Genomic DNA, 24,482 nt, shown 5'->3' with positions numbered 1-24,482 from the left:
AATAAGATGAAAAACAGGGCAAGGATTGCATCCTCACCCCTTATTATCATAACTACTCAAAGCTTTTTTGCTTAATCTTGACCATTTCCTAACCGTTTTTTGATCATGGTCACGACATCACCACTTCGTCCTTCAAGTTTACCGCTGGCAATTTCTTGATAGGTGGCGTTAAAAACAGCTCCTAAAATCAAAATCCTAGCTAATGAAATAAACCATAACATGATGATGAATATCATGACCGAACCAAAGGTTTTGATATCAACCATTCGCTCAACGTTATGCATGACATAATTACCAATAATATTACTCAAAAAAGTCATGACAAATGCTGTAAAAAGTGTCCCAGGTAAAATATACCTGATTTTTTTGATTTTAACATTGGGTAACAAGAAATAAAGCAACATCAGCCCGACAAAAATAATCACAACTGTAACCGGCTGTATCAATAATAAAAAGGCTTGGGTCACATTGTCGCTCAAATGGTAATGGTTGTTTAAAACTTGAATCGCTGCTTTTGAAAAAGTTGAAAAGATCAAGGCGAAGGTCAGTAGAAAAAGAATCACCAAACTGGTTAATAAGCCAACTAAATGACTCAATAAAAAATCACGATGTTCAGAAGCGCCATAAGCTTTATTAACAGCTTTTTGTAGGGAAGTCAAACTACGTGACATGGTCCACAGACCTGTCAAGGTCGCCACTCCCAAAACACTGCTAGAAGGCTTGGAAAAGATATTCACAACAATAGATGATGCGGAGCGGTAAATATCATCCGGTAGGTGTTGCTTCATGAGACGCAGCAAGTCTGAAATATCAATATTCAAATAAGGAAAAATATTCGCTGCAATCACAATTAATGGAAAAGCTGTCAAAATCAGGTAATAAGCTACCGCAATAGACGACAAATCCATCTCAGCACTTTGAAAATGCCTCATAAAAGCCTGAATTGGCTGGTATTGAAACTTTGACACAATGTTATCTAGTAATTTTTTTTTGGCCATTTTAGTAGGTTCTTTCTTCTCCCTGACTGGTTAAAATCACAGGGCCATCCTTTGTAATCACAAATTGATGCTCATACTGACAAGACAGACCTCCATCTAACGTCTTGTGAGACCAGCCGGTTTTCATGTCTGTATCAATCTCCCATGTGCCAGTATTAATCATTGGCTCAACTGTGAGAACCATGCCTTCTTTCAAACGAAGGCCTCTACCTGGAGTCCCATAGTTTGGAACCATAGGCTCTTCATGCATGGTCGGCCCAACACCGTGACCAACAAGGTCACGAACAACACCATAGCCGTGGCTTTCTGCGTATTCTTGGACAGCAGCACCAATGTCACCAATTCGGTTGCCAACAACGGCTTTTTCTATCCCACGATACATTGCTTCTTTAGTGACATCCATTAGTTTTTTGACTTCTGCTGATGGTTGACCTACGGCATAAGCCCAACAAGAATCGGCTAAGCCACCTGAATAAGCTGTGGTCCATTTTTTCATTTCTGAAACGTTGTCAAAATCTAACTTGGAAACGTCTAGGACTGCTTTATCGAGCGGTTCACTCAAAACCATATCTACCTTGAGAAGGTCTCCTTCTTTAAGAATATAATGGCGCGGAAAAGAGTGAGCAACCTCATCGTTCAAAGCGCAACAAGTAGCATAAGGATAGTCCATCAAGTACCCATCAACACCTATTTGCAAAGGCAACACATTGTCTTCTTTGCAGCGGCGACGTACATATTTTTCGACTTCCCACATGTCAACACCTGGTTTAATCAGGTCTCTCAAGCCAATATGTATGCCAGCTAAAAAGTCTCCAGCTCTATCCATAGCCTCGATTTCACGGGCGGATTTTAATGTTATCATCTTCTATTTCTCCTCTAATTCAGCTTTGCGGTCATAATTGCTTTGGCAATGATCTGGTTACCCACATACATCTCAATATCAATTATGCTGCTTCTTCTATTTTCGTTAGTTATTTTAGGATGGATTGTTAAATGGTCATCAATCTGAACAGCATGTAAAAAGTATATCATCATTTGTTCGATAATAATATTTTTTTGATGATTTTTTGCCAGGATTCTGATGCAAATTTCTCTTAAAAATTCAGTTAACACACCTTTTGATAGGTTACCAGAACAATCAATCATCGTTGGTTCAATCACAACTTGATAGGCATCTTGGGTTTCTTCAAGAGCTGATATGATTTGTTCACTATGAGTATACAGTTGATCGTGTTGGTTATTAGACAGACTCTCCATTGCTTTTTTTCGAGTAATGACCCCTAATAAATTATTGGCCTCATCAACAACTGGCACCATATTCAAGTCTTCAACAATCATTTTTTGACTGACTGTCACAAGACTCGTGCCATATTTTGCTGTGATTGGATTTTGACACATCACTGTAGCTAGTCGGGTCGTCAAGGGTTGGTCAACCACATCACGCATACTAATGACACCAGTAACCTTTTGATCCTTGTCTAAAACAGGAAATCTAACCTGACGAGCTTTTTTTATAAGAGTGATAAAGGTTTCAACAGTATCATCTTCATAAAGATAGCCATAATCTTCACTAGCAGTTAGGACTTCATTCACCCGTTTAAGATCAGTCTTGATTTTTAGATTAGACAAAGCCTGATTAATCATGGTTGCCACAGTATAGGTGTCGTAGTTCGTGACCATCACAGGCATACCTTGATGATTGGCAACATCAATAACCTTTTGAGAAACTGCAAAGCCTCCGGTCACTAAAATGGCATTGTGCTTTTTTAAGGCTAATAACTGGATACTATCACGGTCCCCAACAATTAAAAGACCTCCTTTGACGAGGTAACGACCAATTTGTGCTTCTGTCATGGCACCGATAGCGCATTTGCTAAATTCACCACCCAAACCAGCATGTCCTGCTAGAACCTCTGAGTCTGTTATCCTAGCAATTTCAGCATAAGTAAGGCAGTCAATTTTTAGCTTGACCTTTTTTTCAATACGAATAGTCCCACTTCGAGGTTTAGTTTCAACAATTCCGCGATTTTCAGCTTCTTTGATTGCTCTATAGGCTGTGCCATCACTAACTTTCATATGGTTAGAGATGCTTCTGACGCTAACGCGCTTTCCGATAGCCAGTTTTTCTAAATAGTCCAAAATTTCCTGATGTTTACTCATGATGACAATCACCTATTGTTATTTGATAGTGTAAATAATCGCGTACTTTATGACTATGTTTGTCGCTGCCTTTAAACCGTTTTTTTAATTTAAAACCAGCTTTTTGTGCCACTTTTTGACTCGCTTCATTTTCCAAGTGTGTTATAATGACGAGCTTTTTGAGCCCAAACTCTTGAAAGGCTAAAAACACGATGGTCTTCAGCGCTTCTGGCATTAACCCTTGTCCCCAGTAAGCTTTACTCAAAAAATAACCTATCTCTGCACTGGCTGCCTTGGCATCATATTTTTCTAATCTAATGGCACCAATCATTTTGTGGCTCTTTTTTTCTTGAATGAGCCACACACCCAGAGGTTCTTTCATAAAGGCATGGGTTAATAAATATTGACTTTCTGATTTGGTCATTGACTCTGGAAAAACAAAAGAAAGGTTTTCCGTATCGTTAGCAATGGTATGAAAATCCTGAAAATCAGTGTATTGAAAAGGGCGAAATTGCAAGCGTTGTGTTTCAAAACGAGCAAACCTAGCTAACTGAATCCAGAAATCCATGAGTCACCTCTCAAAATGCCTATATTACAACCATTATACCAAATAGTCACGGATTTTTCTATCACCTATAGTGATTTATCACTAGTTGTTTTTGTTGAAAATCTTACTGTTTTCAATATTATATTTTCAAAAATTGCAAAAGCAAGAACTGGTTTGCATTTTCAATAACAACGACTCCTTTAAACACAAAAAAGTAGCCCCTTGGGAAAGGCTACCTCAGCGAACCGTCTAACGACGCTTCTGTTATTCTTCGATTAGTTTTATATCTGCACCCAATGCTTGTAATTTGTCAATGATATTCGCATAACCACGCAGGATAAATTCGATATTTGTAATTTCTGTTTGTCCTTGTGCCATCAAGCCTGCAATCACGAGCGAAGCACCTGCTCGCAAATCTGTAGCTTTCACCTGAGCGCCGCTTAATTGATTTGGACCGTGGTAGACAATCTGTCCTCCCAAGACCGAAATATCAGCACCCATACGTGCCAACTCAGCAACGTGATTGATGCGCTTTTCATAGATGGTATCAATAACGCTGCCTCGCCCTTGTGCCGTTAGCAACAAGGGAGTCAAAGGTTGCTGCAAGTCTGTGGCAAACCCTGGATAAGGGGAGGTTTTAATCGTGACAGCCTTTAGCGACTCTTGCTTTTCAACAAAGACAGAGTCTTCTTCGACGGTCATTCTGACACCCATCTCTTCTAGTTTGGCAATAAAACTTTCCAAATGCTCATAGAGGACATTTGTGATTTTTATCCCACCGCCCACAGCTGCAGCTAGGGCGATGTAAGTCCCTGCCTCGATACGGTCTGGTATCACTTGGTGCCTCGTTCCATGAAGCTTTTCAACGCCTTCTATCGTGATGATATTGGTCCCAGCACCACGGATATGAGCCCCCATATTATTTAACAAGGTTGCGACGTCAATAATTTCTGGCTCTCTAGCTGCATTTTCAATGATTGTTTTTCCCTGTGCCTTAGCAGCAGCAATCATGGTATTAATGGTAGCTCCTACACTGACAGTATCCATGTAAATATGGGCACCTTTTAAGGGTGCACCATTCGTAGATAAACGCATGTGCTGGCCTTCGTAGGTTACTTTGGCACCCATAGCTTCAAAAGCTTTCAGATGAAGGTCAATAGGCCTAGGTCCTAAATCGCAACCACCAGGTAAGCCAACAACGGCTTGACCAAAGCGCCCTAAAAGACTCCCATAAAAATAGTAGGAAGCTCTTAAGCTATTGATTTTTCCATAAGGCATTGGGATATTTTGAACCTCTCGAGGGTCAATTTCTAAAGAATCGCCTTTATAAGTAACTTTAGCACCCATAAGCTCTACAATCTCAATCAAACTGTCCACATCACTAATAGCAGGGACACCATCAAGAGTAACCACATCATCTGCCAAGATAATGGCTGGAATTAGAGCAACGACACTATTTTTTGCACCTGAGATGGCCACTTCCCCTTTTAAGGGGATACCACCATTAATAACAATTTTTCTCATTCATCCAAAACTTTCTTATACTAGAATTCAACCTTTTCATTTTATCACACTTAGTCGTTAATTACAATTCTTTGTCTCTGATGATTTTAATCTCTCTAGTGGTAATATCAAGAGGTAAGAGCTGATAACAAAAAAAGACAGAAAAATGAAATTTCTGTCTTTGACTTAAACTAATGATTAAGCTAACTTTTGAAGGGCTTCGTTGAGTGCTACTGTTTTATCTGTTTTTTCCCACGGCAAATCAATATCTGTTCTGCCCATGTGCCCGTAAGCAGCTGTTTGTTTGTAAATAGGACGTTTCAAGTCAAGCATTTTAATAATGCCTGCAGGACGCAAGTCAAACACTTGACGGACTGCTGCTTCTAAATCACCTTCTGAAACAGATGAAGTTCCAAAAGTATCTACTCGAACAGAAACCGGCTGAGCCACACCAATAGCATAAGCTAGTTGCACCTCAACTTTGGTCGCTAATTTGGCTGCAACAATGTTTTTAGCAATGTAGCGTGCAGCATAAGAGGCTGAGCGGTCAACCTTGGTCGCATCTTTTCCAGAAAAGGCACCACCACCGTGACGAGAATACCCTCCATAAGTGTCCACAATGATTTTACGCCCTGTCAAACCAGAGTCTCCTTGCGGACCTCCAATGACAAAACGCCCTGTAGGATTAATAAAGAATTTCGTCTCATCATCAAGGTACTGTTCAGGAATAACTACTTTAATGACTTGCTCAATCATATCCCTACGAATTTGCTCGTTAGTTACTTCTGGGTCATGTTGGGTTGAAATAACAACCGTGTCCACACGAACAGGCTTATCGTTTTCGTCGTATTCCACAGTGACCTGAGACTTGGCATCTGGTCGGAGATAGGAAATTGTACCAGATTTGCGTAGTTCTGCCAAATGGCGTACCAATTGGTGAGACAGCGAAATAGGTAAGGGCATTAATTCTGGTGTTTCATCAACAGCAAAACCAAACATCAATCCCTGGTCCCCAGCACCAATAAGACTAAGGTTATCTGTTTCTCCTTCGCGGACTTCAAGCGCTTCATTAACCCCTTGGGCAATGTCAACAGATTGTTCAACAAGAGATGGATGTACCCCTACTGAATCAGCTGAAAAGCCATATTCTGCTTCTGTATAGCCAATTTCAGCAATCGTATCACGCACCACTCGATTAATATCTATGTAGGCAGTGGTTGAAACCTCACCAAACACATGGACAGACCCAGTATAGACACAAGTTTCTGCAGCCACATGGGCTTCTGGATCTTTTGCTAAAATAGCGTCTAAAATAGCATCTGAAATTTGGTCTGCAATCTTATCTGGGTGCCCTTCAGATACTGATTCAGACGTGAAAAGTTTACGTTCTGACATAAAAATGTCCCCCCCTTTTAATAATGACCTAACTTACCAATGACTCTTTTTGTAACCTCAGTCAGTAACTCTCTAGAAGATGACAAAAAGTCGTAAGCTGGTTGAATAGCTCTATTAACCACGAACCATCAAAATAACAAGTGTCTTGCTATTTGTACTGAGTTACAAAGAACCATTTCCTAGTCATCGCTAATCATTAGCTCTGATTTCGTAGAAATGCCTTTTCGGGACTCATTAACTCATCTATTATATCATTTTAAAATATTTTTTCTAGACAATCTCCCTTATCTAAGAGAAAAATCATAAAATAAACCTCACAAAGACCCCTAGCAAAATGCTAGGAGTCTTTTAGGATACTATTTAATGCTCTGAAGTCTAATAATAACTTCACGCATTAATGCGAGTGTCCATGGTGGTCATGGTCGTGATCGTGACCTTCATGATCGTGATCAGCATGGTCGTGTTCATGATCATGGTCTGCATGCTCATGATTGTGTTCATGTTCATGATCGTGATCGTGATCAGCATGCTCATCATTAGAATCTTGATGAGCTGTTTCAGGAGCATTACCTGCTAAACTACCGCCTTCTGCTGCCTTAAAGTTTTCAACAATACCTTTTGGAAATTCTCCTGGCGCTGCTGGATTTAATTCGTCTGCTGGAATGTGATTGTTATCAGCGTAAATCTCTTTGATGGTATGGTTTGGTTTGCTTAGTTTCAGCGTTGCAATCTCATTGCCATTAACATTGATAGTTTCTAACGCTTTGTAATCGTTAATGCCTTCTAATGAAGAAAGGTGATTGTTTTGTAAATTTAATACGCTAAGAGACGTTTGAAGTCCGCCTAAACCTAGCGAGGTCACCTTGTTTTTATTCGCTGACAAGGTCTTGATGTTTTGGTTTGTTTCAAGGCCTTTCAAGTTTGTCAACACATTATTGTCAATGGTTAAGGTTTCAAGGGCTGTCATATTTTTAAGGAATGACAAGTCTGAAACATCACTTTCTTGTACAGTTAATTCTTGAAGAGCATTGGATTTCAATGTTGTTAAATCAACTTTTGGATTGTGCGACACATAGAGTCGAACTAATTTATCCTTATCACTCAAGGCAGAAAGATCCTTGATGGTATTGTGTTCCAAGCTGACCGCTGTCAGATGTTTCGCATTTTTAAGGGCTGAAATATCTGTCAATTTGTTGTAGTCAAGGTTTAGTGACTCCAAGTTTGGCATTTTAGCAAGGATGCTAATGTCTGTTAAGTCATTTCCTGCTGCTGAGATAACTTTGTAATGTAGGAAATCCTTCAAGAATGACAAATCAGAAATACCATTTTGTGAAATATCAATACCTTCTAGAGATGGCAATTGTTTCAAGAAATCGTAATTCGTAATGCCTGTTCTAGTCATCCAAAGTTGTTTGAGGTTTTTAAACTGAAGAACAGGTGTCACATCATCAATTTTTGTAAAGCCAATTCCTAACACTTGAAGATTTGGCATCAAGTCAAGATTTTTACGTTGTAATGGGTTTTCAATCTCACCAATATTGATGTATTCAATTGTTGCCAACCACTCCTTCATTTTAGCCATATCTTTTTCTTTTGAAGGGAATGGTGTTGGTGCGTTTGCATGAAGAATTGAAGCAATCACCTCATCGTCAAAACCGATTTTTTTCAGCGTTGCCATACCAATTTTGTCTTTAGCATGTGGATTGCCATGTGGATCAAATGGTTTGTCCAACTCAATTTCATCTAAACCTGATGAATGTGAATGGTCTCCATGAGGGTAGATAAGAACTACGCCATCTTCTGTCTTTTCTACTTTGATACTATTAACATCAATTCCTAATGACTTAGCCAAATGTTCTTTTTTCAAGTCAATTTCTTTGGCCAATGCTTCTGATTCAGAAGGAGCTTGAGGTGCTTCTGGTGCTTGAGGTTTTGGTGCTTCAATCAAGTGCGACCACTGTGTGTTACGGATGCTGTCATAGGTTACCACGTGCGTGTGACCATTATGGTCTACAAGAAGTCCTAGTGCAGTACGTCCTACAATACCCGTGCCATCAAATAAGAAACCGTCATCTGTTGGGTAATGGACTCCTGAAAATCGTTGATTAACCGAAGGTTTAGAAATAGTTAACTGTGTCTGAGGCTTATGATTAACAGGTCCTGTCAATGAACTCTTCAAGATATAGTGGAAGTGATCGCCATGGCGAACAGTATAGCCTAAAGCGTCCTCAGCAACAATATCAGCTGGGTTAAATTCATAATGGTGATGCCCGTTAGTTGCATGTGAAGTTTGATGTTCTGATGCTCTAGCAACTTCAGGTTTTGTGACATCAGCACCTTTTGGAATCAAGTATTCAAAAGCGCTGCCTTTGAGATCTGCGTAAAAGATGAAATGTGTGTGGTCGCCATGTTCAATAACAATCCCATTATCTTTTTTCGCAATGATTTTTGAATCCTTGGTCAAGATAAAGCCGTCATCTGTTGGGAAATCAATCCCTGCGACTCCTTTGTGGTCCTTATGAACCTTTTTAGATTTTTTCTTTTTAGCAACTTTTTTTGTCACTTGTTTTGTTTTAGGTTCATGTGAACCGCTGTCCTTATTGGTGTGACAAGCTGTCAATGTCATCTGACACGTCAAGGCCAAGCCGACCAATAGCATTACTTTATTCTTTTTCATTTTTCCTCCATAATTAACCAGTTAAACAAGATGTTAACTAGTTAATTATATCAGAAAAACTGTTCTTTGCAAGTCTTTTGGTGAACTAATCGTGCCTTTTTTACTAAATGCAGTTGAAATCCGGTGATTTTATACTATACTAGACATATGAAAACAACCGAAAAAATATACCAATTATTAAGCCGTAGCAATGCTTTTATCAGTGGCGAATATTTAGCAGACCAACTAAATATCTCAAGGACATCCGTTTGGAAATCTATTAAACGGCTAGAAGGCCAAGGCATTCAAATTGAATCGTTGAAAAACAAAGGCTATCGCATCATCCAAGGGGATTTACTTTTACCCGATATGATTAGTCGAGAACTGGGCATACCTGTTTCATACACCCCTAAAAGCCAATCAACCCAGCTAGATGCCAAAAAAGGAATAGATCTGCAGCACCCTGCCCCTCAACTCTATCTGGCACCGAGTCAATCCAGTGCCAAGGGCAGACGCCATCGTGATTTTTTTGCCTCACCAAATGGTGGGATATACATGTCGCTACACCTAAAACCAAATGTTCCCTACTTTGACATGCCTCCTTACACCATGATGGTTGCCACAAGCATCGTCAAAGCCATCTCTCATTTAACAGGTATTGAAACAAGCATTAAATGGGTTAATGACATTTATCTCGACCAGAAGAAAATAGCGGGTATTTTAACAGAAGCCATCACTTCTGTGGAGACAGGCTTGATCACGGATGTGATTATTGGAGTTGGTCTGAATTTTGCCATAGAAGACTTTCCTGAAGAACTAACTAGTATAGCGGGTTCTCTTTTTGAAGAAAAACCAACCACAACTAGAAATGACTTAATTGTTGCTATATGGCACCTCTTTTTCTCGGTTGCCATTAAAGACCACGTTAAAGTATACAAAGAAAAATCACTTGTTCTTAACAAACAAGTGACTTTCCAAGAGAATCAAAAAAGTATATCCGCAACTGCCATAGATGTGACAGATCAAGGGCACCTCGTCGTGCAATTGGAAGACGGGCAACTTCACACCCTTAAAAGTGGTGAGATTAGTCTTTCTTCGTGGTAGAAGACGAAGCCTTTAGGATGTTTTTGGTAAATCGGTCAATGGCGTGTGCCCTTTTTAAATCCCTTAATAACAATAAGCCCCAGAAAAAAGCAAATAGATAATTCCCTGATAACAACAAGTCATTAAAGAAATAGGTTTCAAAAGCACAGGCAAAAGCAATAAAAATAAATTGTCGAATAGTCATACCATCATTATACCAATAAAAAGAAAATTCTACTATGAATTTTCTTTTTATTATTAATCGTCAATGGTCTTGATTTTATCAGCTAGAAAATCAAAACCTTCTGGAATGGGGATGTTTTCTGAAGGTTGGTCTTCAGGCTTTGCTTTGCTTGATTTAAGGCTCTGTGCAAACTCTGAGCGCAGGTGATGAAAATCTGTTTTTGGGACTGCCAAAATATTTGGAGAAAAGCCAGCTGCCTTGCTCATGATATTGCCAAACATGGCATTCAAATCCTGCCGTGCCATGGCCTGCTCAGCATTAAAGGCTGCTTCAAAGGCTAAAATAGCATTTTCGCTATTAGCTAAAACAGGTTCTGATCCTAGCAATAAAGCCCTATCTTGCGCTGAAATGCTATCTAGAATTTCATGCCACGCGCCTTTTAAAGCATCTAAATAGCGGCGAGACTGCTCACTATCTTGAACCGTTTCTTCCATAATTTGTAAGATTTTCGCGCGATCAACTTTGTAGGTAAAGGCAGGCGACTTCGTTGAGCGCATTTTTTTATGCGAAACAGACTCTGGAGACTGCTGCAATTGCTGCAACTCGTTTTTAAGTTGCACCATTTCTTGCCGCAGTTGCTCAAAGTCTTCTACTATCTGCAGTGGTACATCCGATGCGGCTTGCTGTTGTTTTGCCAGTTGAATGGTCATCATTTCAGCATAGATTCTAGGATGGCTACCTTTTTTAATTTCAGGTAGATGGCTAGTGATGATTGCAATCATCTGAAAAATGCGATCTAAAGAAATCGCCAAATTCTCATTAAAAACTGACGATTGGCGGGAATTATCTCCCCCGCTTTTAACCATGAGCAAATCTCGGAGATAGGTCAATAAATCTGTGGCAAAGCGGCTCATGCTTTTGCCGCTATCATAAATTGTTTCAAGATTTTTCAAGGCTTGACTAGCATCTTCTGCCATCAAGTGATGGACGTAATCGTCCAGAGCTACTATAGAAATTGAGCCCGTGATTTCCTCAGCAATCTCCAATGAAACCCCTTGGTCGGTAGAAAGGCTCAATGCCTGATCTAATATAGAAAGGGCATCGCGCATCCCACCTTCGGCACGTCTGGCTATAATGTTCAGGGCATCCGCCTGGTAAGCAATAGATTCTTGCTCTAGTATCCAAGCCAAATGTTCTTGGATGGCGGCTTGTTTAATTGCTTTAAATTCAAAGCGCTGCACCCTTGATAATATGGTGGCAGGAATTTTGTGTAATTCCGTTGTGGCTAAAATAAAGACCACATTTTTAGTGGGTTCTTCTAACGTTTTTAACAGGGCGTTGAATGCTCCTGTCGACAACATGTGGACCTCATCGATAATGTAGACCTTATGTCTTGCTCTACTTGGTGCATAGGTTGACTTGTCACGAATATCTCGTATCTCATCAACTCCATTATTTGAAGCAGCATCTATTTCAATAACATCTTCTAGACTGCCGTTGGTAATGTCGCGGCAGATGTCGCATTGATTGCATGGCTCACCGTTTTTTTGATTTGGACAGTTCATGGCCTTAGCAAAGATTTTGGCTGCGCTGGTTTTACCAGTTCCTCTGGGACCAGAAAAAAGATAAGCATGGCTTATCTTATCTGACTCGACAGCTTGCCGCAAAGTCGTTGAAACGACTGATTGACCAACCATTTCAGCAAAGGTCTGGCTGCGGTATTTTCGATAAAGGGCTTGATACATTAAGCGTCCACTCCAAACATGTTAAATTTAAAATCAGTTGTTTCAATCAGCAGAGCTACAAACTGTTCCAAGTAAGTTTGATCGATAGTATCATAGTCCCCTACAAGATTGGCATCTAAATCTAGCACGCCGATTAAACGATTAGAGACCATCATAGGAACAACGATTTCACTCATCGCCGCAGAGTCACAAGAAATGTAATTGTCATGCGTTTTGACATCCTCGACAATTATCGTTTTCATCAGCTTCGCTGCTTCGCCACAAACTCCCTTGCCAAGCTCAATCCGAACACAAGACACCCCTCCTTGAAAGGGTCCTAGAACTAATTCTTGACCGTCAAAAAGATAAAAACCTGCAAAAACTGTATTGGGCAAGGTCATGTTCAAAAGAGCGCTGGCATTAGAAAGGTTTGCAAGGGCATTTCGTTCTTTCGAAAATAGCGCCTTTGCCTGGGCTAACATGGTTTGATACATTTCAATTTTCTTTGTTTCATTCATAGATTTATTATATCACATCTACAGAATATTCTCTATTAAGGTAGGGACTTGACTAACTGGTTTTTACTATCCCATAAAGCAAAAGCATGGTTAAGACCAACCCTATATACCAACTCAATCTGAAGTACCATTTCTGCGTTTTATGGTGATAAAACTTGGCAGCACTGCAAGCACCTAGTCCCCCACATAACAAGGTCGCAATGATCAAGGTTTTTTCTGATATGCGCCATTTATGCTGAATAGCTCTTTTTTTGTCAATCCCGTAAAGCACAAATACCACACCATTCCAGCACAGTAACAGAATCAGTAGTTTTTCTATCATGTTTTTCCTAACCATTTCTCAAAAAATAAATTTTGAGCAAGTTCTCTAAGAACCTGCTCAAGATTTATAATATTACAATTCGCCTAATATGCTTGCGATTTTGGTGTTGATAAGGTCAATAGCCACAACGTTGCTAACTCCCTCAGGAACCACAATATCCGCATAACGCTTACTTGGCTCAATAAATTGATGGTACATTGGTTTGACAACACTGGTGTATTGCTCAATAATGCTCTCAAGACTTCTTCCTCTTTCCATCATGTCGCGCTTGATGCGTCGGATGATGCGAATATCGTCATCAGTATCTACAAACAGCTTAATATCCATTAAGTTGCGCAAGCGTTCGTCTTCTAGCACCAAAATGCCTTCAACAATAATAACATCTTGGGGCTCTTGACGAAATGTTTTATCGCTTCTTGTGTGCTCTTTGTAGTCATAAATGGGAATATCAACTGGTCGACCTGCCAAAAGTTCGTTTAGCTGTTGAATCATAAAATCTGTATCAAAAGCTAACGGGTGATCATAATTGGTCTGAACCCGCTCTTCAAAACTCATGTGAGACTGATCCTTGTAATAAGAATCGTGCTGGATCATCGCAATTCGTGCATTGGGGAAACTATCTAAAATGGCACGCGAAACGCTGGTTTTTCCACCACCAGAGCCACCAGTTACACCAATAATAATGGGTCTTTTAAACATTACAAACTCCAAATCTAAAAAGTCTTTCCCTCTATTTTACCAAAAATGCCACTATAATGCTATAATGAATATAGAATAATAATTAAAGGATCCTACATGATAACAACTTTTCCAAAACCGTGGCAAGAAAAACTTGCCCAGCTTCAATTTTCAGAACTAACTCCTATCCAGCAACATGCTTTTCCCCACATTACACAAGGCCAGCATGTGCTAGGAATTAGTCCTACAGGTACAGGTAAAACCCTAGCCTATCTCTTTCCAAGCCTTTTAAAGCTAACACCAAAAAAATCACAACAATTGCTGATTTTAGCACCAAATACCGAGTTAGCTGGACAAATTTTTGAGGTTACCAAAGAATGGGCAGAACCACTAGGGTTAACCGCGCAGCTATTTATCTCAGGAACCAGCCAAAAACGTCAAATTGAACGTTTGAAAAAAGGACCTGAAATTATCATTGGTACTGCTGGACGGGTTTTTGAACTAATCAAGCTCAAAAAAATCAAAATGATGTCTATCGAAACAATCATTTTAGATGAATACGATGAACTATTGAGCGACTCACAATATCATTTTGTGCAAAAAATTACCCACCACGTGCCTCGTGACCATCAGATGATTTATATGAGTGCCACCAATAAAGTAGCACAGGCAGATTTAGTCGAAGATACCCTTTTGATTGATTTGTCTGACCAAGCATTGACTGAAATTGAGCACTACTATTTGGTTGTAGACCAAAGAGAACGAACCGATTTATTACGAAAATTTTCAAACATTCCTAATTTCCGAGGACTCGTTTTCTTCAATAGTTTGTCAGACTTAGGGGCGGCTGAAGAGCGCCTTCAATATGCCGGTGCATCTGCGGTCTCTCTGGCTAGCGATATCAATGTTCGCTTTCGAAAAACCATTTTAGAAAAATTCAAACATCAAGAAATTTCCCTCTTGCTAGGAACTGATTTGGTCGCAAGAGGTATCGACATTGATAACCTTGAGTATGTGATTAACTTTGAAGTCGCACGAGACAAAGAAAATTATACCCACCGTGCTGGTCGTACTGGTCGCATGGGAAAACGAGGGGTCGTCATCACACTTGTTAACCATCCTGAAGACATCAAAAAACTCAAGAAATTCGCTAAAGTTGCTGAAGTTGAGTTGAAAAATCAGCAGTTGGTAGCAAAAGATCGTCGGGTTTCCTACTAATTGACAAGTCATCTATTCATTTCAAAAAGCACCGAGACTAGTCTCAGTGCTTTTTTCGTATTTCGTTTATCTTACCTAGTGCCAAATAACTCTTTTAAGGTCACACACTGATACCCTTCAGCTTTTAAGTATTCCATAACAATTGGTAGAGCATCAACCGTTGTTTGATGAATATCATGCATGAGCACAACACCACCTGGTTGTAATTGCTGTTTGAGATTAGCCATGATTCCATTAGTGCTATGGTTTTCCCAATCTCTTGTGTCTACTGTCCATAGCATCTCGGTCAAACCAGAAGCTTTTCGGACACTCTCGTTAGTAGCTCCATATGGAGGTCGTAAATAAATTGGACCTTGTCCTGATGCTTTCTTGATTACCTCTGACGTATTGTTAACTTGTTCTTTAACTTGTTCAGCAGTCAAGGTCGTTAAGTCAGGATGATCCCACGAATGGTTGTCAATTTCATGTCCTGCGTCTGTTACCTTTTTGACCAAGCTTTCATTTCCTGCTATTTTAGACCCCAACATAAAGAAGGTTCCTTTAGCCTGATATTTTGCTAAAATCGATAATACTTGTGGGGTCGTGGACGGATCAGGACCGTCATCAAAGGTCAAGGCAACCAGTTTTTGAGTGCGACGTGCTTCTTCTGCTTTCTTTTTAGCCTGATAATCGTCATAGGCTGCTTTTTCTGAGGCTTCTAAAACACCAACATCAATGACATCAAAAAGATCCGCAAGAGGAATCGATATGCCATCAGTTAGTTTCAATTTGCCCGAAACCACACGAAACCCATCACTTAAGAGATCATCTTTTTCAGACAAAGCTTGGCTTTTGGATAAAGCGAAGGACTTTTCAGGATAATGTTTGCTAACTTCTTGTTCAATTCGTTCTAAATGCCCAGAGACCAAATCCTTTAACGTAAAACGTTCATAGTTTTCTTTTACATGGTATCGACTAATGATTTTTTGAGACATTTTTTGCAACCCGAAAGGCTTAACACGGTAAACCGTCTGGGAAATCGCCAGTTGTTTGACGTTTTTTAAGTTGGATTTTTCAAACTGAGGCTTAATCATGACAACAGCTTTATTCTTAGGCTGATTGGCATACAGCGAGGTGGGAAGATTTGAGTCGTAAAACCGATCCACTGTCTTTATTGGAGAAAAATAGTAAAAATCATGATCTCCATTTTTAATGTGTTTGACCGCCTGTATTTTCGGTGTTTGGTTTGGTTTGGTTTGTTGCTCTGTTACTAGATTTTGAATATCTCGTTTAACCTTCCAATCATTGATGAAAAACAAGGCTATCCCCAAGAGTGACAAGCTTAACAAAACGATTAGGATGTAATTTATTTTTTTCACTTTCTTCCTCCATTGCACTGCCATTTTATCATAATTTAAGCTTAAAATAAACCAAAAAAAGTTAGGTTACCCTAACTTTTTTCCTGGTCTGATTACTGAATGTCAAAGACTACTGATTTCAGATTAGTCATTGCTTCAATCGAATATTTAACCCCTTGAACTCCTGCTCCAGATTTTTTAGCACCCAAGAATGGGAAGTTATCTGTACCACGTTGTGTTTTGTTGTTGATGTGAACAGTTCCAACTTCGAGTTTTTCTGCAATGGCAAAAGCTTGTGGGAAGTTTTTGGTAAATATAGATGCTTGCAAGCCATACTCAGAAGCATTTGAGATTTCAATAGCTTCTTCAACAGAAGTCACACGGATAAATGGCAAGACTGGTCCGAAAGGTTCTTCCCATGCCAAACGCATATCAGTCGTAACATTGTCAAAAACAATCGGAGAAATAAGGTTATCGTTTCGCTTGATATCTGTTAGTGGAGTAGCTCCTTTGTCGCTAGCATCGTTAATGAGCCCTTCAACAAAATCTGCTGAAGCGGTATCAATTAGCGGTGTGATGTCTGCGTTATCTTCAGGCATGCCAACGCTTAGGTTATTCACAAGAGCGCAAACATGTTTAGCCAACTCATCAGCTATGCTATCCATAACCAAGACACGCTTAACAGCTGTACAACGTTGTCCAGAGTAGCCATAAGCCCCTGAAACAATATTTTTAGCTGCCAAGGCTAAGTCAGCATCTTCTAGCACGATGGCTGAGTCCTTACCGCCCAGTTCCAACATGATTGGACGCATTCCAGCAAGTTTAGCAATGCCTTCACCTGTTGCTGTAGATCCTGTAAAGTTGATGAAGTTGACCGCCTCGTGCTCTACAATGTAATCTCCAATAACAGAACCACGTCCTGTAATCGTATTAAAGACGCCTGCTGGAATACCTGCTTCAGCAAACACTTCTGCTAGCAAGAGACCTGAAATAGACCCTTGTGTCGGTGGTTTTAAGGCAACGACGTTCCCTGCAATAAGTGCTGGCGCAATTTTTGAACCCGCCAAGTTGATTGGGTAGTTAAATGGTGAAATCGCAAGAACCAAACCAACTGGTTCGCGTCGAACGATGGCTATTTTTTTCTTGCTAGCTGCTTCAAAGCTACCGCCTTCAAGCACTTCGCCTTCTATGCGAAGACCTTCTTCTGCGGCGTAATTAATAATCTCAGCGGTACGAACAACCTCACTAACCGCAGCTTTGTGCCCTTTGGCAACCTCTTTTGATAAAATAGCCCCAATTTTTTCAGCATCACGTACGAGGATATCGGCAGCCTTATGTAAGTAAGCCGCACGTTCAACGTAAGAAAGCGCTTTCCAATCTGCTAAAGCTTTTTTTGCTGAAGCATAAACATGGTCCACTTCCTCACGAGACATCGCAGGAACGCTACCTAGTTCTTCGCCTGTTGCTGGTGCATATATTTTAATATCTTTCTCAGAAAGTTTCCACTCACCATTCACTAAATTTTTGTATTGTTTCGTCAAAATTTTGTTCTCCTTTTACGATAGTAATATTATTCTATCACTTTTCGAGCATATTTCAAATATTAGACACACAAAAAAGCAGATGGTATTTCCGCTTTTTTTAGCGACAAACTTCACAAACCTATTTCTTTTAGCATTGTTTTAGTCTGAAAGTATTAACTTTGATGCCCTTTGAAAAATAGCGCATTTATAAAATTTACTTGGATTTTTTATCATTTTAATTTCATGCATCAAATAATATTTCATCTTTTTTTAATATATTTTATCCTTGATAGGTTAGACAACAGCAAAGAAAAAAGGAGATGGATTGCTCCAACTCCTTAATGAGTTTAGTTGTCAAAAACGTATTCTTTAGAGAGTTCAAGAACTTCTTCTGCTGTTGAACATTCTGTAAGGGCACGGTTTGCATACTCTTTCATTTTTGTAGAATCTAATTTCTTCATCAAGCTACGTGTACGAAGCACAGAAGTTGCTGACATTGAGAACTCGTCAAGTCCCATTCCAACAAGAAGTGGAACTGCTTGTTGATCACCAGCCATCTCGCCACACATTCCTGCCCATTTGCCTTCAGCGTGAGCTGCTTTAATCACGTTGTTGATCAAACGTAGGATTGATGGGTTGTATGGTTGGTATAGGTATGATACTTGTTCGTTCATACGGTCTGCTGCCATGGTGTATTGAATCAAATCATTTGTCCCAATAGAGAAGAAATCAACTTCTTTGGCAAATTGGTCAGCAAGCATAGCAGCTGCTGGGATTTCAATCATAATACCCACTTGAATATCATCTGCAACAGCAACGCCTTCAGCCAACAAGTTTGCTTTTTCTTCGTCAAAAACTGCTTTTGCTGCGCGGAATTCTTTAAGAAGAGCTACCATTGGGAACATGATGCGAAGTTGTCCGTGAACAGATGCGCGTAAAAGGGCACGCATTTGAGTACGGAACATGGCATCACCTGTCTCAGAAATTGAGATACGGAGGGCACGGAAACCAAGGAATGGGTTCATCTCTTTTGGAAGGTCAAAGTAAGGAAGTTCCTTATCTCCACCAATATCCATGGTACGTACCACAACTGGTTTACCGTTCATGCCTTCAAGAACAGCTTTGTAAGCTTCATACTGTTCATCTTCAGTTGGGAAATCTTGAGAGTCCATGTAAAGGAACTCAGTACGGTAAAGACCAACTGCTTCAGCACCATTTTCATTAACTCCTTCAACATCTTTTGGTGTTCCAATGTTGGCTGCTAATTCAAAGTGCTTGCCGTCAGCAGTTTCAGTGTGCGCATCTTTTAACAAAGCCCACTCAGCTTTTTGTTTCGCATAAGCTTCGCCAGCTGCTTTAAAGGCTTCGATTTGCTCTTGGCTTGGGTCAATGATGACTTCGCCTGTAATACCGTTAACAGCAATCATATCGCCATCTTTAACGCGTTTTGTAATATCATTTGTTCCAAGCACCGCAGCAATTTCAAGGGTACGTGCCATAATAGCTGAGTGGCTCGTACGGCCACCGATGTTTGTAACAAATGCTTTTACAAATTGTTTGTTAAGTTGAGCAGTGTCTGAAGGTGTCAAATCATGCGCAATAACGATTGATTCTTCGTCAATTGTAGCTGGATTTGGCAATTTAACCCCTAAAAGGTGAGCCAAGACACGTTTTGCAACGTCACGGATGTCAGCTGCACGTTCTTGCATGTAAGGGTTATCTTCCATACCTTCAAAGATAGTGATGAACATGTCTGTCACTTCTTTAAGCCCTGTTTCAGCATTTGTTTGTTTAGCACGAATAGTCTCTTTGATTTGGCTGATCATTTCTGGATCAGAAAGAACCATCAAATGTGCATCAAAAACGGCTGCCGCCTCTTCTCCTAAGCTTTCTACTGCTTTTTCACGGATAACAGAAAGCTCGTCTTGTGAAGCTTGTAATGCAACATCAAGGCGAGCTTCTTCTGCATTTGTATCGTCGACTGTAATAGTCTCAAATGACAAATCCGGTTGAACAAGTAGATATGCTTTGGCTACAGCAACACCATCTGAAGCTGCGATTCCTTTAAGCATTTCTGTCATTTTTTATGCCAATCCTTCTTTAGTCATTGTTTCTTCGATTGCTGCAATAGCGTCGTCTGCATCAGCACCTTCAGCTGAGATTGTTACGTCAGCGCCTTGGCCAACACCAAGACTCATAACACCCATGATTGATTTAAGGTTAACTGCTTTACCTTTGTAGTCTAAAGTGATATCTGAAGCAAATTTGCTAGCTGTTTGAACAAGCAAAGTGGCTGGACGTGCATGAATTCCTGTTTCTGCAACAATGTGAAAATCTTTTGAAGCCATAGTATGGTTCTCCTTTTAAGTTGTGTATATTTGAGTCACCTCATGATAACCCTTACAACAACAGATTATAGCATAATGATTTTTTATTTTCAAGATTAAATGTTTCATACGGAAAAATTTTTGAAATATTTTCCAGATTTTTTCAAACTTTTACTAAATCAATTTTCTTTCTCTACTAGAGAAATCTATGATTTCGTCACAACGAGGCTATCTCGACATGAATTGATTGTTTCATTATTTTTTTGAAAACCCTATGAAAACGTGATTAGACACAATATTTAGGACTGTTTCTCTTTTTCACCACTAGATATTGTGTTTAATCCCTTGCTTTTTACCTTGCTTTTTGCTCTTCTTTTTTATATGCTAGTAAGAGATTCTTTTTCAAAAAAAGAATCAACACGACCAAAAAGGACTTAAATATGATTACACTATATTCCAAAAATAATTGCATGCCATGCAAAATGACAAAGAAATTTTTAGAGCAGCACCAGGCTGATTTTCAAGAAATCAATCTTGATGAGCATCCCGAAAAAATTGACCATGTCAGAGGCTTGGGATTCACTTCTGCGCCTATTATTGAATCTGACGATGTCGTATTTTCTGGTTTTCAACCTGCAAAATTAAAACAACTGTTATCAATTAGATAAGGAAAAGATTACTATGAGCCTCAAAGAACTTGGCGATGTTTCGTATTTTCGCCTAAACAATGAAATTAACCGTCCAGTCAATGGCAAAATTCCTCTTCATAAGGACAAAGAGGCTCTTAAAGCCTTCTTCACTGAGAATGTCATCCCAAATACCATGACCTTTTCATCCATCACCGAAAAAATTGCGTATCTGATTGATAACGATTACCTCGAAGAAGCTTTTATTCGCAAATATTCCCCTCATTTCATTACTGAGTTGGCTGAAACAATTGCATCTGAAGGATTTCGTTTCAAATCATTTATGGCGGCCTATAAATTTTATCAACAGTATGCCTTGAAAACTAATGATGGGCATTTTTACTTGGAAAGTTTCGAAGATCGCGTTCTTTTCAATGCGCTTTATTTCGCTGATGGCAACGAAGAATTAGCCAAAGACCTATCTATCGAGATGATTAATCAACGCTATCAACCAGCCACACCGTCCTTTTTAAATGCTGGACGCAGTCGCAGGGGAGAGTTGGTTTCTTGTTTTCTTATCCAAGTGACCGATGACATGAACGCTATTGGACGCTCCATCAACTCGGCACTACAGTTATCCCGTATTGGTGGAGGAGTGGGAATCAGTCTCTCTAATCTGCGAGAAGCTGGCGCTCCAATCAAAGGATATGCTGGGGCAGCCTCTGGTGTCGTGCCTGTGATGAAATTGTTTGAAGATAGTTTTTCCTATTCTAACCAACTTGGGCAAAGACAGGGTGCGGGAGTTGTTTATCTAAACGTTTTTCACCCTGATATCATTTCTTTTTTATCAACTAAAAAAGAAAACGCTGATGAAAAAGTTCGTGTCAAAACATTATCGCTTGGCGTTACAGTTCCAGATAAATTCTATGAACTCGCTAGAAATAATGAAGACATGTACCTATTTAGCCCTTACCACGTTGAAAAAGAATACGGTACGCCCTTTAACTACATTGATATCACAGAAATGTATGATGAATTAGTGGCCAACCCTAATATCGCTAAGACTAAGATTAAAGCTCGTGACCTAGAAACCGAAATTTCTAAGCTGCAGCAAGAATCCGGATACCCTTATATCATTAACATTGATACCGCTAATCGAGAAAATCCCATTGACGGTAAAATCATCATGAGTAATCTGTGTTCTGAAATTCTTCAAGTGCAGACGCCTAGTCTCATTAATGATGCTCAAGAATTTGTAAAAATGGGTACTGATATTTCATGTAATCTGGGCTCTACTAATATCCTTAACATGATGACTTCGCCTGACTTTGGTCGCTCAATTAAGGCAATGACTAGAGCATTAACCTTTGTCACAGACTCTTCAAGTATCGATGCTGTCCCAACCATCAAAAATGGCAATAGCCAAGCACATACTTTCGGTCTCGGAGCAATGGGACTTCATTCCTATCTCGCGCAACATCACATTGAATATGGCAGCCCAGAATCTATTGAATTTACTAATATTTATTTCATGCTAATGAATTACTGGACTCTTGTTGAATCCAATAATATTGCTCGTGAGCGTCAAACCACATTCGTTGGCTTTGAACAGTCAAAATATGCTGATGGCAGCTATTTTGATAAATACTTATCAGGGCAACATGTTCCTCAATCTGATTTGGTTAAGACATTATTCAAAGGACACTTTATCCCGCAAGCATCCGACTGGGAAAAGCTCCGCGAGGCTGTTCAAAAAGATGGTCTCTACCATCAAAACCGTTTAGCTGTTGCTCCTAACGGATCCATCTCTTATATCAATGACTGCTCTGCTTCTATTCACCCTATTACTCAGAGGATTGAAGAACGTCAGGAAAAGAAAATCGGTAAGATCTATTACCCTGCAAACGGCTTGTCGACAGATACGATTCCCTACTATACTTCAGCCTATGACATGGACATGAGAAAAGTCATTGACGTGTATGCCGCTGCTACTCAGCATGTTGATCAGGGATTATCACTAACCCTTTTCTTGCGCAGCGAACTGCCTATGGAATTATATGAATGGAAAACACAAAGCAAACAGACCACTCGAGACCTTTCTATTTTGAGAAACTATGCGTTTAATAAGGGCATCAAGTCAATTTACTATGTGCGTACCTTTACAGATGATGGCGAAGAAGTTGGTGCAAACCAGTGTGAAAGTTGTGTTGTTTAATCACCTAAAACTATCAGATTGCGTTTTGCTAAGAAAATAGTCTAAGGCTCTTACTGCCTTAGACATGTTTTCTTATTTAGAACGTTTTAGGCACAGGATAAGTTTAAACCACTGATGCCCCATAAAAATAGCCATTCCTCCAAAGAATAAGTCGATAAGAAAAAGTGGCCATAACGGTCCTTCCTTATCAAAATTATAAATGGTGAGGTTAATTATACCAGCTAGCATAACTAGCCAAAAAATAACCCAAACTGTCCAAAACAAGATGACAACAAACCCTAATAGTCGCCACCAGCTATTTTTCTGAGCCTTTTTCTCAGAAAAGATAATGATTCTTTTGGAACGTAAAAAAGATAAACCGCCACAGACTCAAGTAAAAAATCCATTGATAACAAGCCCTTTCTTTACTTTATTACATCACAACATATCGGAGACCCCATGACCACATATTATGAAGCAATCAATTGGAACGAAATTGAAGATGTTATTGATAAGTCAACTTGGGAAAAGTTGACCGAACAGTTCTGGTTGGATACCCGAATTCCTCTATCAAATGATTTAGATGACTGGCGAAAACTACCTGACATTGAAAAAGATTTAGTCGGCAAAGTATTTGGAGGCTTAACGCTTCTGGATACCATGCAGTCCCAATCGGGTGTCGAAGCTATCCGTCAGGATGTTCGTACCCCTCACGAAGAAGCTGTTCTTAATAATATCCAATTTATGGAATCTGTCCATGCAAAATCATATTCTTCTATTTTTTCAACTTTAAACACTAAAAAAGAAATTGATGAAATCTTTGAATGGACCAATAACAACGAATACTTACAGCAAAAAGCAAAAATCATAAATGATATTTATGAGAATGGCACTGCCTTGGAAAAAAAAGTTGCCTCTACTTATCTAGAAACCTTCCTTTTCTATTCTGGCTTTTTCACACCTCTTTATTACCTTGGAAATAATAAACTCGCCAACGTCGCAGAAATCATAAAATTGATTATTCGTGATGAGTCCGTTCACGGCACCTATATTGGCTATAAATTTCAACTTGGTTTCAACGAATTACCAGAAGAAGAGCAAGATCGTTTTCGCGATTGGATGTATGATTTGCTGTATCAACTTTATGAAAATGAAGAAAACTACACCAAAACCCTTTATGACGGTGTCGGTTGGACCGAAGAAGTCATGACATTTCTACGATACAATGCTAACAAAGCCTTGATGAATCTTGGTCAAGATCCTCTTTTTCCGGATACAGCTAATGACGTCAATCCTATTGTTATGAATGGTATCTCAACAGGGACTTCTAACCATGATTTCTTTTCACAAGTTGGTAATGGTTATCTTCTAGGCTCTGTTGAAGCCATGTCAGATGATGATTACACCTACGGACTCTAACTAAAAGAGATAGAAAAACGCGTTTCTTATCCACAACATGGCAAAGCTAGTGTGTGATTGGAAACCCTTTTTCTACCTCTTTTCATTTCTT

At 39.6% G+C, this 24,482-nt stretch carries 21 protein-coding genes; 5 read left to right on the top strand and 16 right to left on the bottom strand.

The window, feature by feature from the left end; all coding sequences use genetic code 11:
* Positions 1-71: 71 nt before the first annotated feature.
* The 7 genes from AKK44_RS03385 to AKK44_RS03355 form a co-directional block, all read right to left on the bottom strand.
* The gene (locus AKK44_RS03385) at positions 72-998 is read right to left on the bottom strand and encodes a YihY/virulence factor BrkB family protein (protein WP_054278517.1); all 927 of its coding nucleotides are present in this window, start codon (positions 996-998) and stop codon (positions 72-74) included.
* Between the two features lies 1 nt (position 999).
* Complete coding sequence (locus tag AKK44_RS03380) at positions 1,000-1,860, bottom strand: methionyl aminopeptidase (RefSeq protein WP_054278516.1); 861 nt, start codon at positions 1,858-1,860, stop codon at positions 1,000-1,002.
* Positions 1,861-1,874: 14 nt separating this feature from the next.
* Positions 1,875-3,158: a CBS-HotDog domain-containing transcription factor SpxR gene (gene spxR, locus AKK44_RS03375; RefSeq protein ID WP_054278515.1), complete on the bottom strand. Its 1,284-nt coding sequence runs from the start codon at positions 3,156-3,158 to the stop codon at positions 1,875-1,877.
* Entirely contained in the window at positions 3,151-3,705 is a 555-nt protein-coding gene (locus AKK44_RS03370; protein ID WP_054278514.1) for a GNAT family N-acetyltransferase, read from the bottom strand. Before AKK44_RS03370 ends, spxR begins: the two co-directional genes overlap by 8 nt.
* A 243-nt stretch (positions 3,706-3,948) precedes the next feature.
* Complete coding sequence (locus tag AKK44_RS03365; RefSeq protein ID WP_054278513.1) at positions 3,949-5,208, bottom strand: UDP-N-acetylglucosamine 1-carboxyvinyltransferase; 1,260 nt, start codon at positions 5,206-5,208, stop codon at positions 3,949-3,951.
* 177 nt (positions 5,209-5,385) lie between these two features.
* Entirely contained in the window at positions 5,386-6,582 is a 1,197-nt protein-coding gene (metK, locus tag AKK44_RS03360) for a methionine adenosyltransferase (RefSeq protein ID WP_054278512.1), read from the bottom strand.
* Between the two features lie 394 nt (positions 6,583-6,976).
* A complete protein-coding gene (locus AKK44_RS03355) occupies positions 6,977-9,259 on the bottom strand; it encodes a leucine-rich repeat domain-containing protein (protein WP_054278511.1) in 2,283 nt (760 codons plus the stop codon).
* A 147-nt stretch (positions 9,260-9,406) separates the two neighbouring features.
* On the opposite strand from AKK44_RS03355, the gene birA reads away from it, so the two are divergent.
* A complete protein-coding gene (gene birA / locus AKK44_RS03350; RefSeq protein ID WP_054278510.1) occupies positions 9,407-10,342 on the top strand; it encodes a bifunctional biotin--[acetyl-CoA-carboxylase] ligase/biotin operon repressor BirA in 936 nt (311 codons plus the stop codon).
* Here birA and AKK44_RS08635 read toward each other — a convergent pair.
* From AKK44_RS08635 to udk, 5 genes are all read right to left on the bottom strand, one after another.
* On the bottom strand, positions 10,323-10,526 hold the full coding sequence (locus tag AKK44_RS08635; RefSeq protein ID WP_081949134.1) for a DUF3272 family protein: 204 nt from the start codon (positions 10,524-10,526) through the stop codon (positions 10,323-10,325). The genes birA and AKK44_RS08635 overlap by 20 nt on opposite strands.
* A gap of 53 nt (positions 10,527-10,579) precedes the next feature.
* Positions 10,580-12,250, bottom strand: coding sequence for a DNA polymerase III subunit gamma/tau (gene dnaX, locus AKK44_RS03345; protein WP_054278509.1), 1,671 nt, complete (start codon positions 12,248-12,250; stop codon positions 10,580-10,582).
* The gene (locus AKK44_RS03340) at positions 12,250-12,747 is read right to left on the bottom strand and encodes a GAF domain-containing protein (protein WP_037595059.1); all 498 of its coding nucleotides are present in this window, start codon (positions 12,745-12,747) and stop codon (positions 12,250-12,252) included. Before AKK44_RS03340 ends, dnaX begins: the two co-directional genes overlap by 1 nt.
* 52 nt (positions 12,748-12,799) lie before the next feature.
* Positions 12,800-13,069 (bottom strand): DUF1294 domain-containing protein, encoded by a 270-nt coding sequence (locus tag AKK44_RS03335; protein ID WP_054278508.1) that lies wholly within the window; start codon positions 13,067-13,069, stop codon positions 12,800-12,802.
* A 72-nt stretch (positions 13,070-13,141) separates the two neighbouring features.
* Positions 13,142-13,768: a uridine kinase gene (gene udk / locus AKK44_RS03330; RefSeq protein ID WP_037595061.1), complete on the bottom strand. Its 627-nt coding sequence runs from the start codon at positions 13,766-13,768 to the stop codon at positions 13,142-13,144.
* Positions 13,769-13,864: 96 nt separating this feature from the next.
* Between udk and AKK44_RS03325 the strand changes: the two genes are divergently transcribed.
* The gene (locus tag AKK44_RS03325) at positions 13,865-14,965 is read left to right on the top strand and encodes a DEAD/DEAH box helicase (protein ID WP_054278507.1); all 1,101 of its coding nucleotides are present in this window, start codon (positions 13,865-13,867) and stop codon (positions 14,963-14,965) included.
* A gap of 71 nt (positions 14,966-15,036) precedes the next feature.
* On the opposite strand, the gene AKK44_RS03320 is transcribed toward AKK44_RS03325, so the two are convergent.
* The 4 genes from AKK44_RS03320 to AKK44_RS03305 form a co-directional block, all read right to left on the bottom strand.
* Positions 15,037-16,323 carry a polysaccharide deacetylase family protein gene (locus AKK44_RS03320; RefSeq protein WP_054278506.1) on the bottom strand — a complete coding sequence of 429 codons (1,287 nt, stop codon included), beginning with the start codon at positions 16,321-16,323 and terminating at the stop codon, positions 15,037-15,039.
* Between the two features lie 92 nt (positions 16,324-16,415).
* Positions 16,416-17,843, bottom strand: a complete 1,428-nt coding sequence (locus AKK44_RS03315) for an NADP-dependent glyceraldehyde-3-phosphate dehydrogenase (RefSeq protein WP_054278505.1) — start codon at positions 17,841-17,843, stop codon at positions 16,416-16,418.
* Between the two features lie 329 nt (positions 17,844-18,172).
* Complete coding sequence (gene ptsP, locus AKK44_RS03310; protein WP_054278504.1) at positions 18,173-19,906, bottom strand: phosphoenolpyruvate--protein phosphotransferase; 1,734 nt, start codon at positions 19,904-19,906, stop codon at positions 18,173-18,175.
* A 3-nt stretch (positions 19,907-19,909) separates the two neighbouring features.
* Positions 19,910-20,173 (bottom strand): phosphocarrier protein HPr, encoded by a 264-nt coding sequence (locus AKK44_RS03305; RefSeq protein WP_000146945.1) that lies wholly within the window; start codon positions 20,171-20,173, stop codon positions 19,910-19,912.
* A 419-nt stretch (positions 20,174-20,592) separates the two neighbouring features.
* Between AKK44_RS03305 and nrdH the strand changes: the two genes are divergently transcribed.
* The 3 genes from nrdH (at position 20,593) to nrdF (ending at position 24,391) form a co-directional block, all read left to right on the top strand.
* Entirely contained in the window at positions 20,593-20,820 is a 228-nt protein-coding gene (gene nrdH / locus AKK44_RS03300; protein ID WP_037595069.1) for a glutaredoxin-like protein NrdH, read from the top strand.
* Positions 20,821-20,833: 13 nt separating this feature from the next.
* On the top strand, positions 20,834-22,993 hold the full coding sequence (gene nrdE, locus AKK44_RS03295) for a class 1b ribonucleoside-diphosphate reductase subunit alpha (protein ID WP_054278503.1): 2,160 nt from the start codon (positions 20,834-20,836) through the stop codon (positions 22,991-22,993).
* A gap of 438 nt (positions 22,994-23,431) precedes the next feature.
* Positions 23,432-24,391 (top strand): class 1b ribonucleoside-diphosphate reductase subunit beta, encoded by a 960-nt coding sequence (gene nrdF, locus AKK44_RS03290; protein WP_054278502.1) that lies wholly within the window; start codon positions 23,432-23,434, stop codon positions 24,389-24,391.
* Positions 24,392-24,482: the final 91 nt, after the last annotated feature.

Origin of the sequence: Streptococcus phocae (assembly GCF_001302265.1) — a bacterium.
Taxonomy (GTDB): Bacteria; Bacillota; Bacilli; order Lactobacillales; family Streptococcaceae; genus Streptococcus; species Streptococcus phocae.
The sequence above is the reverse complement of the archived record's forward strand: the minus strand, read 5'-3'. Positions and strand labels throughout refer to the sequence as shown.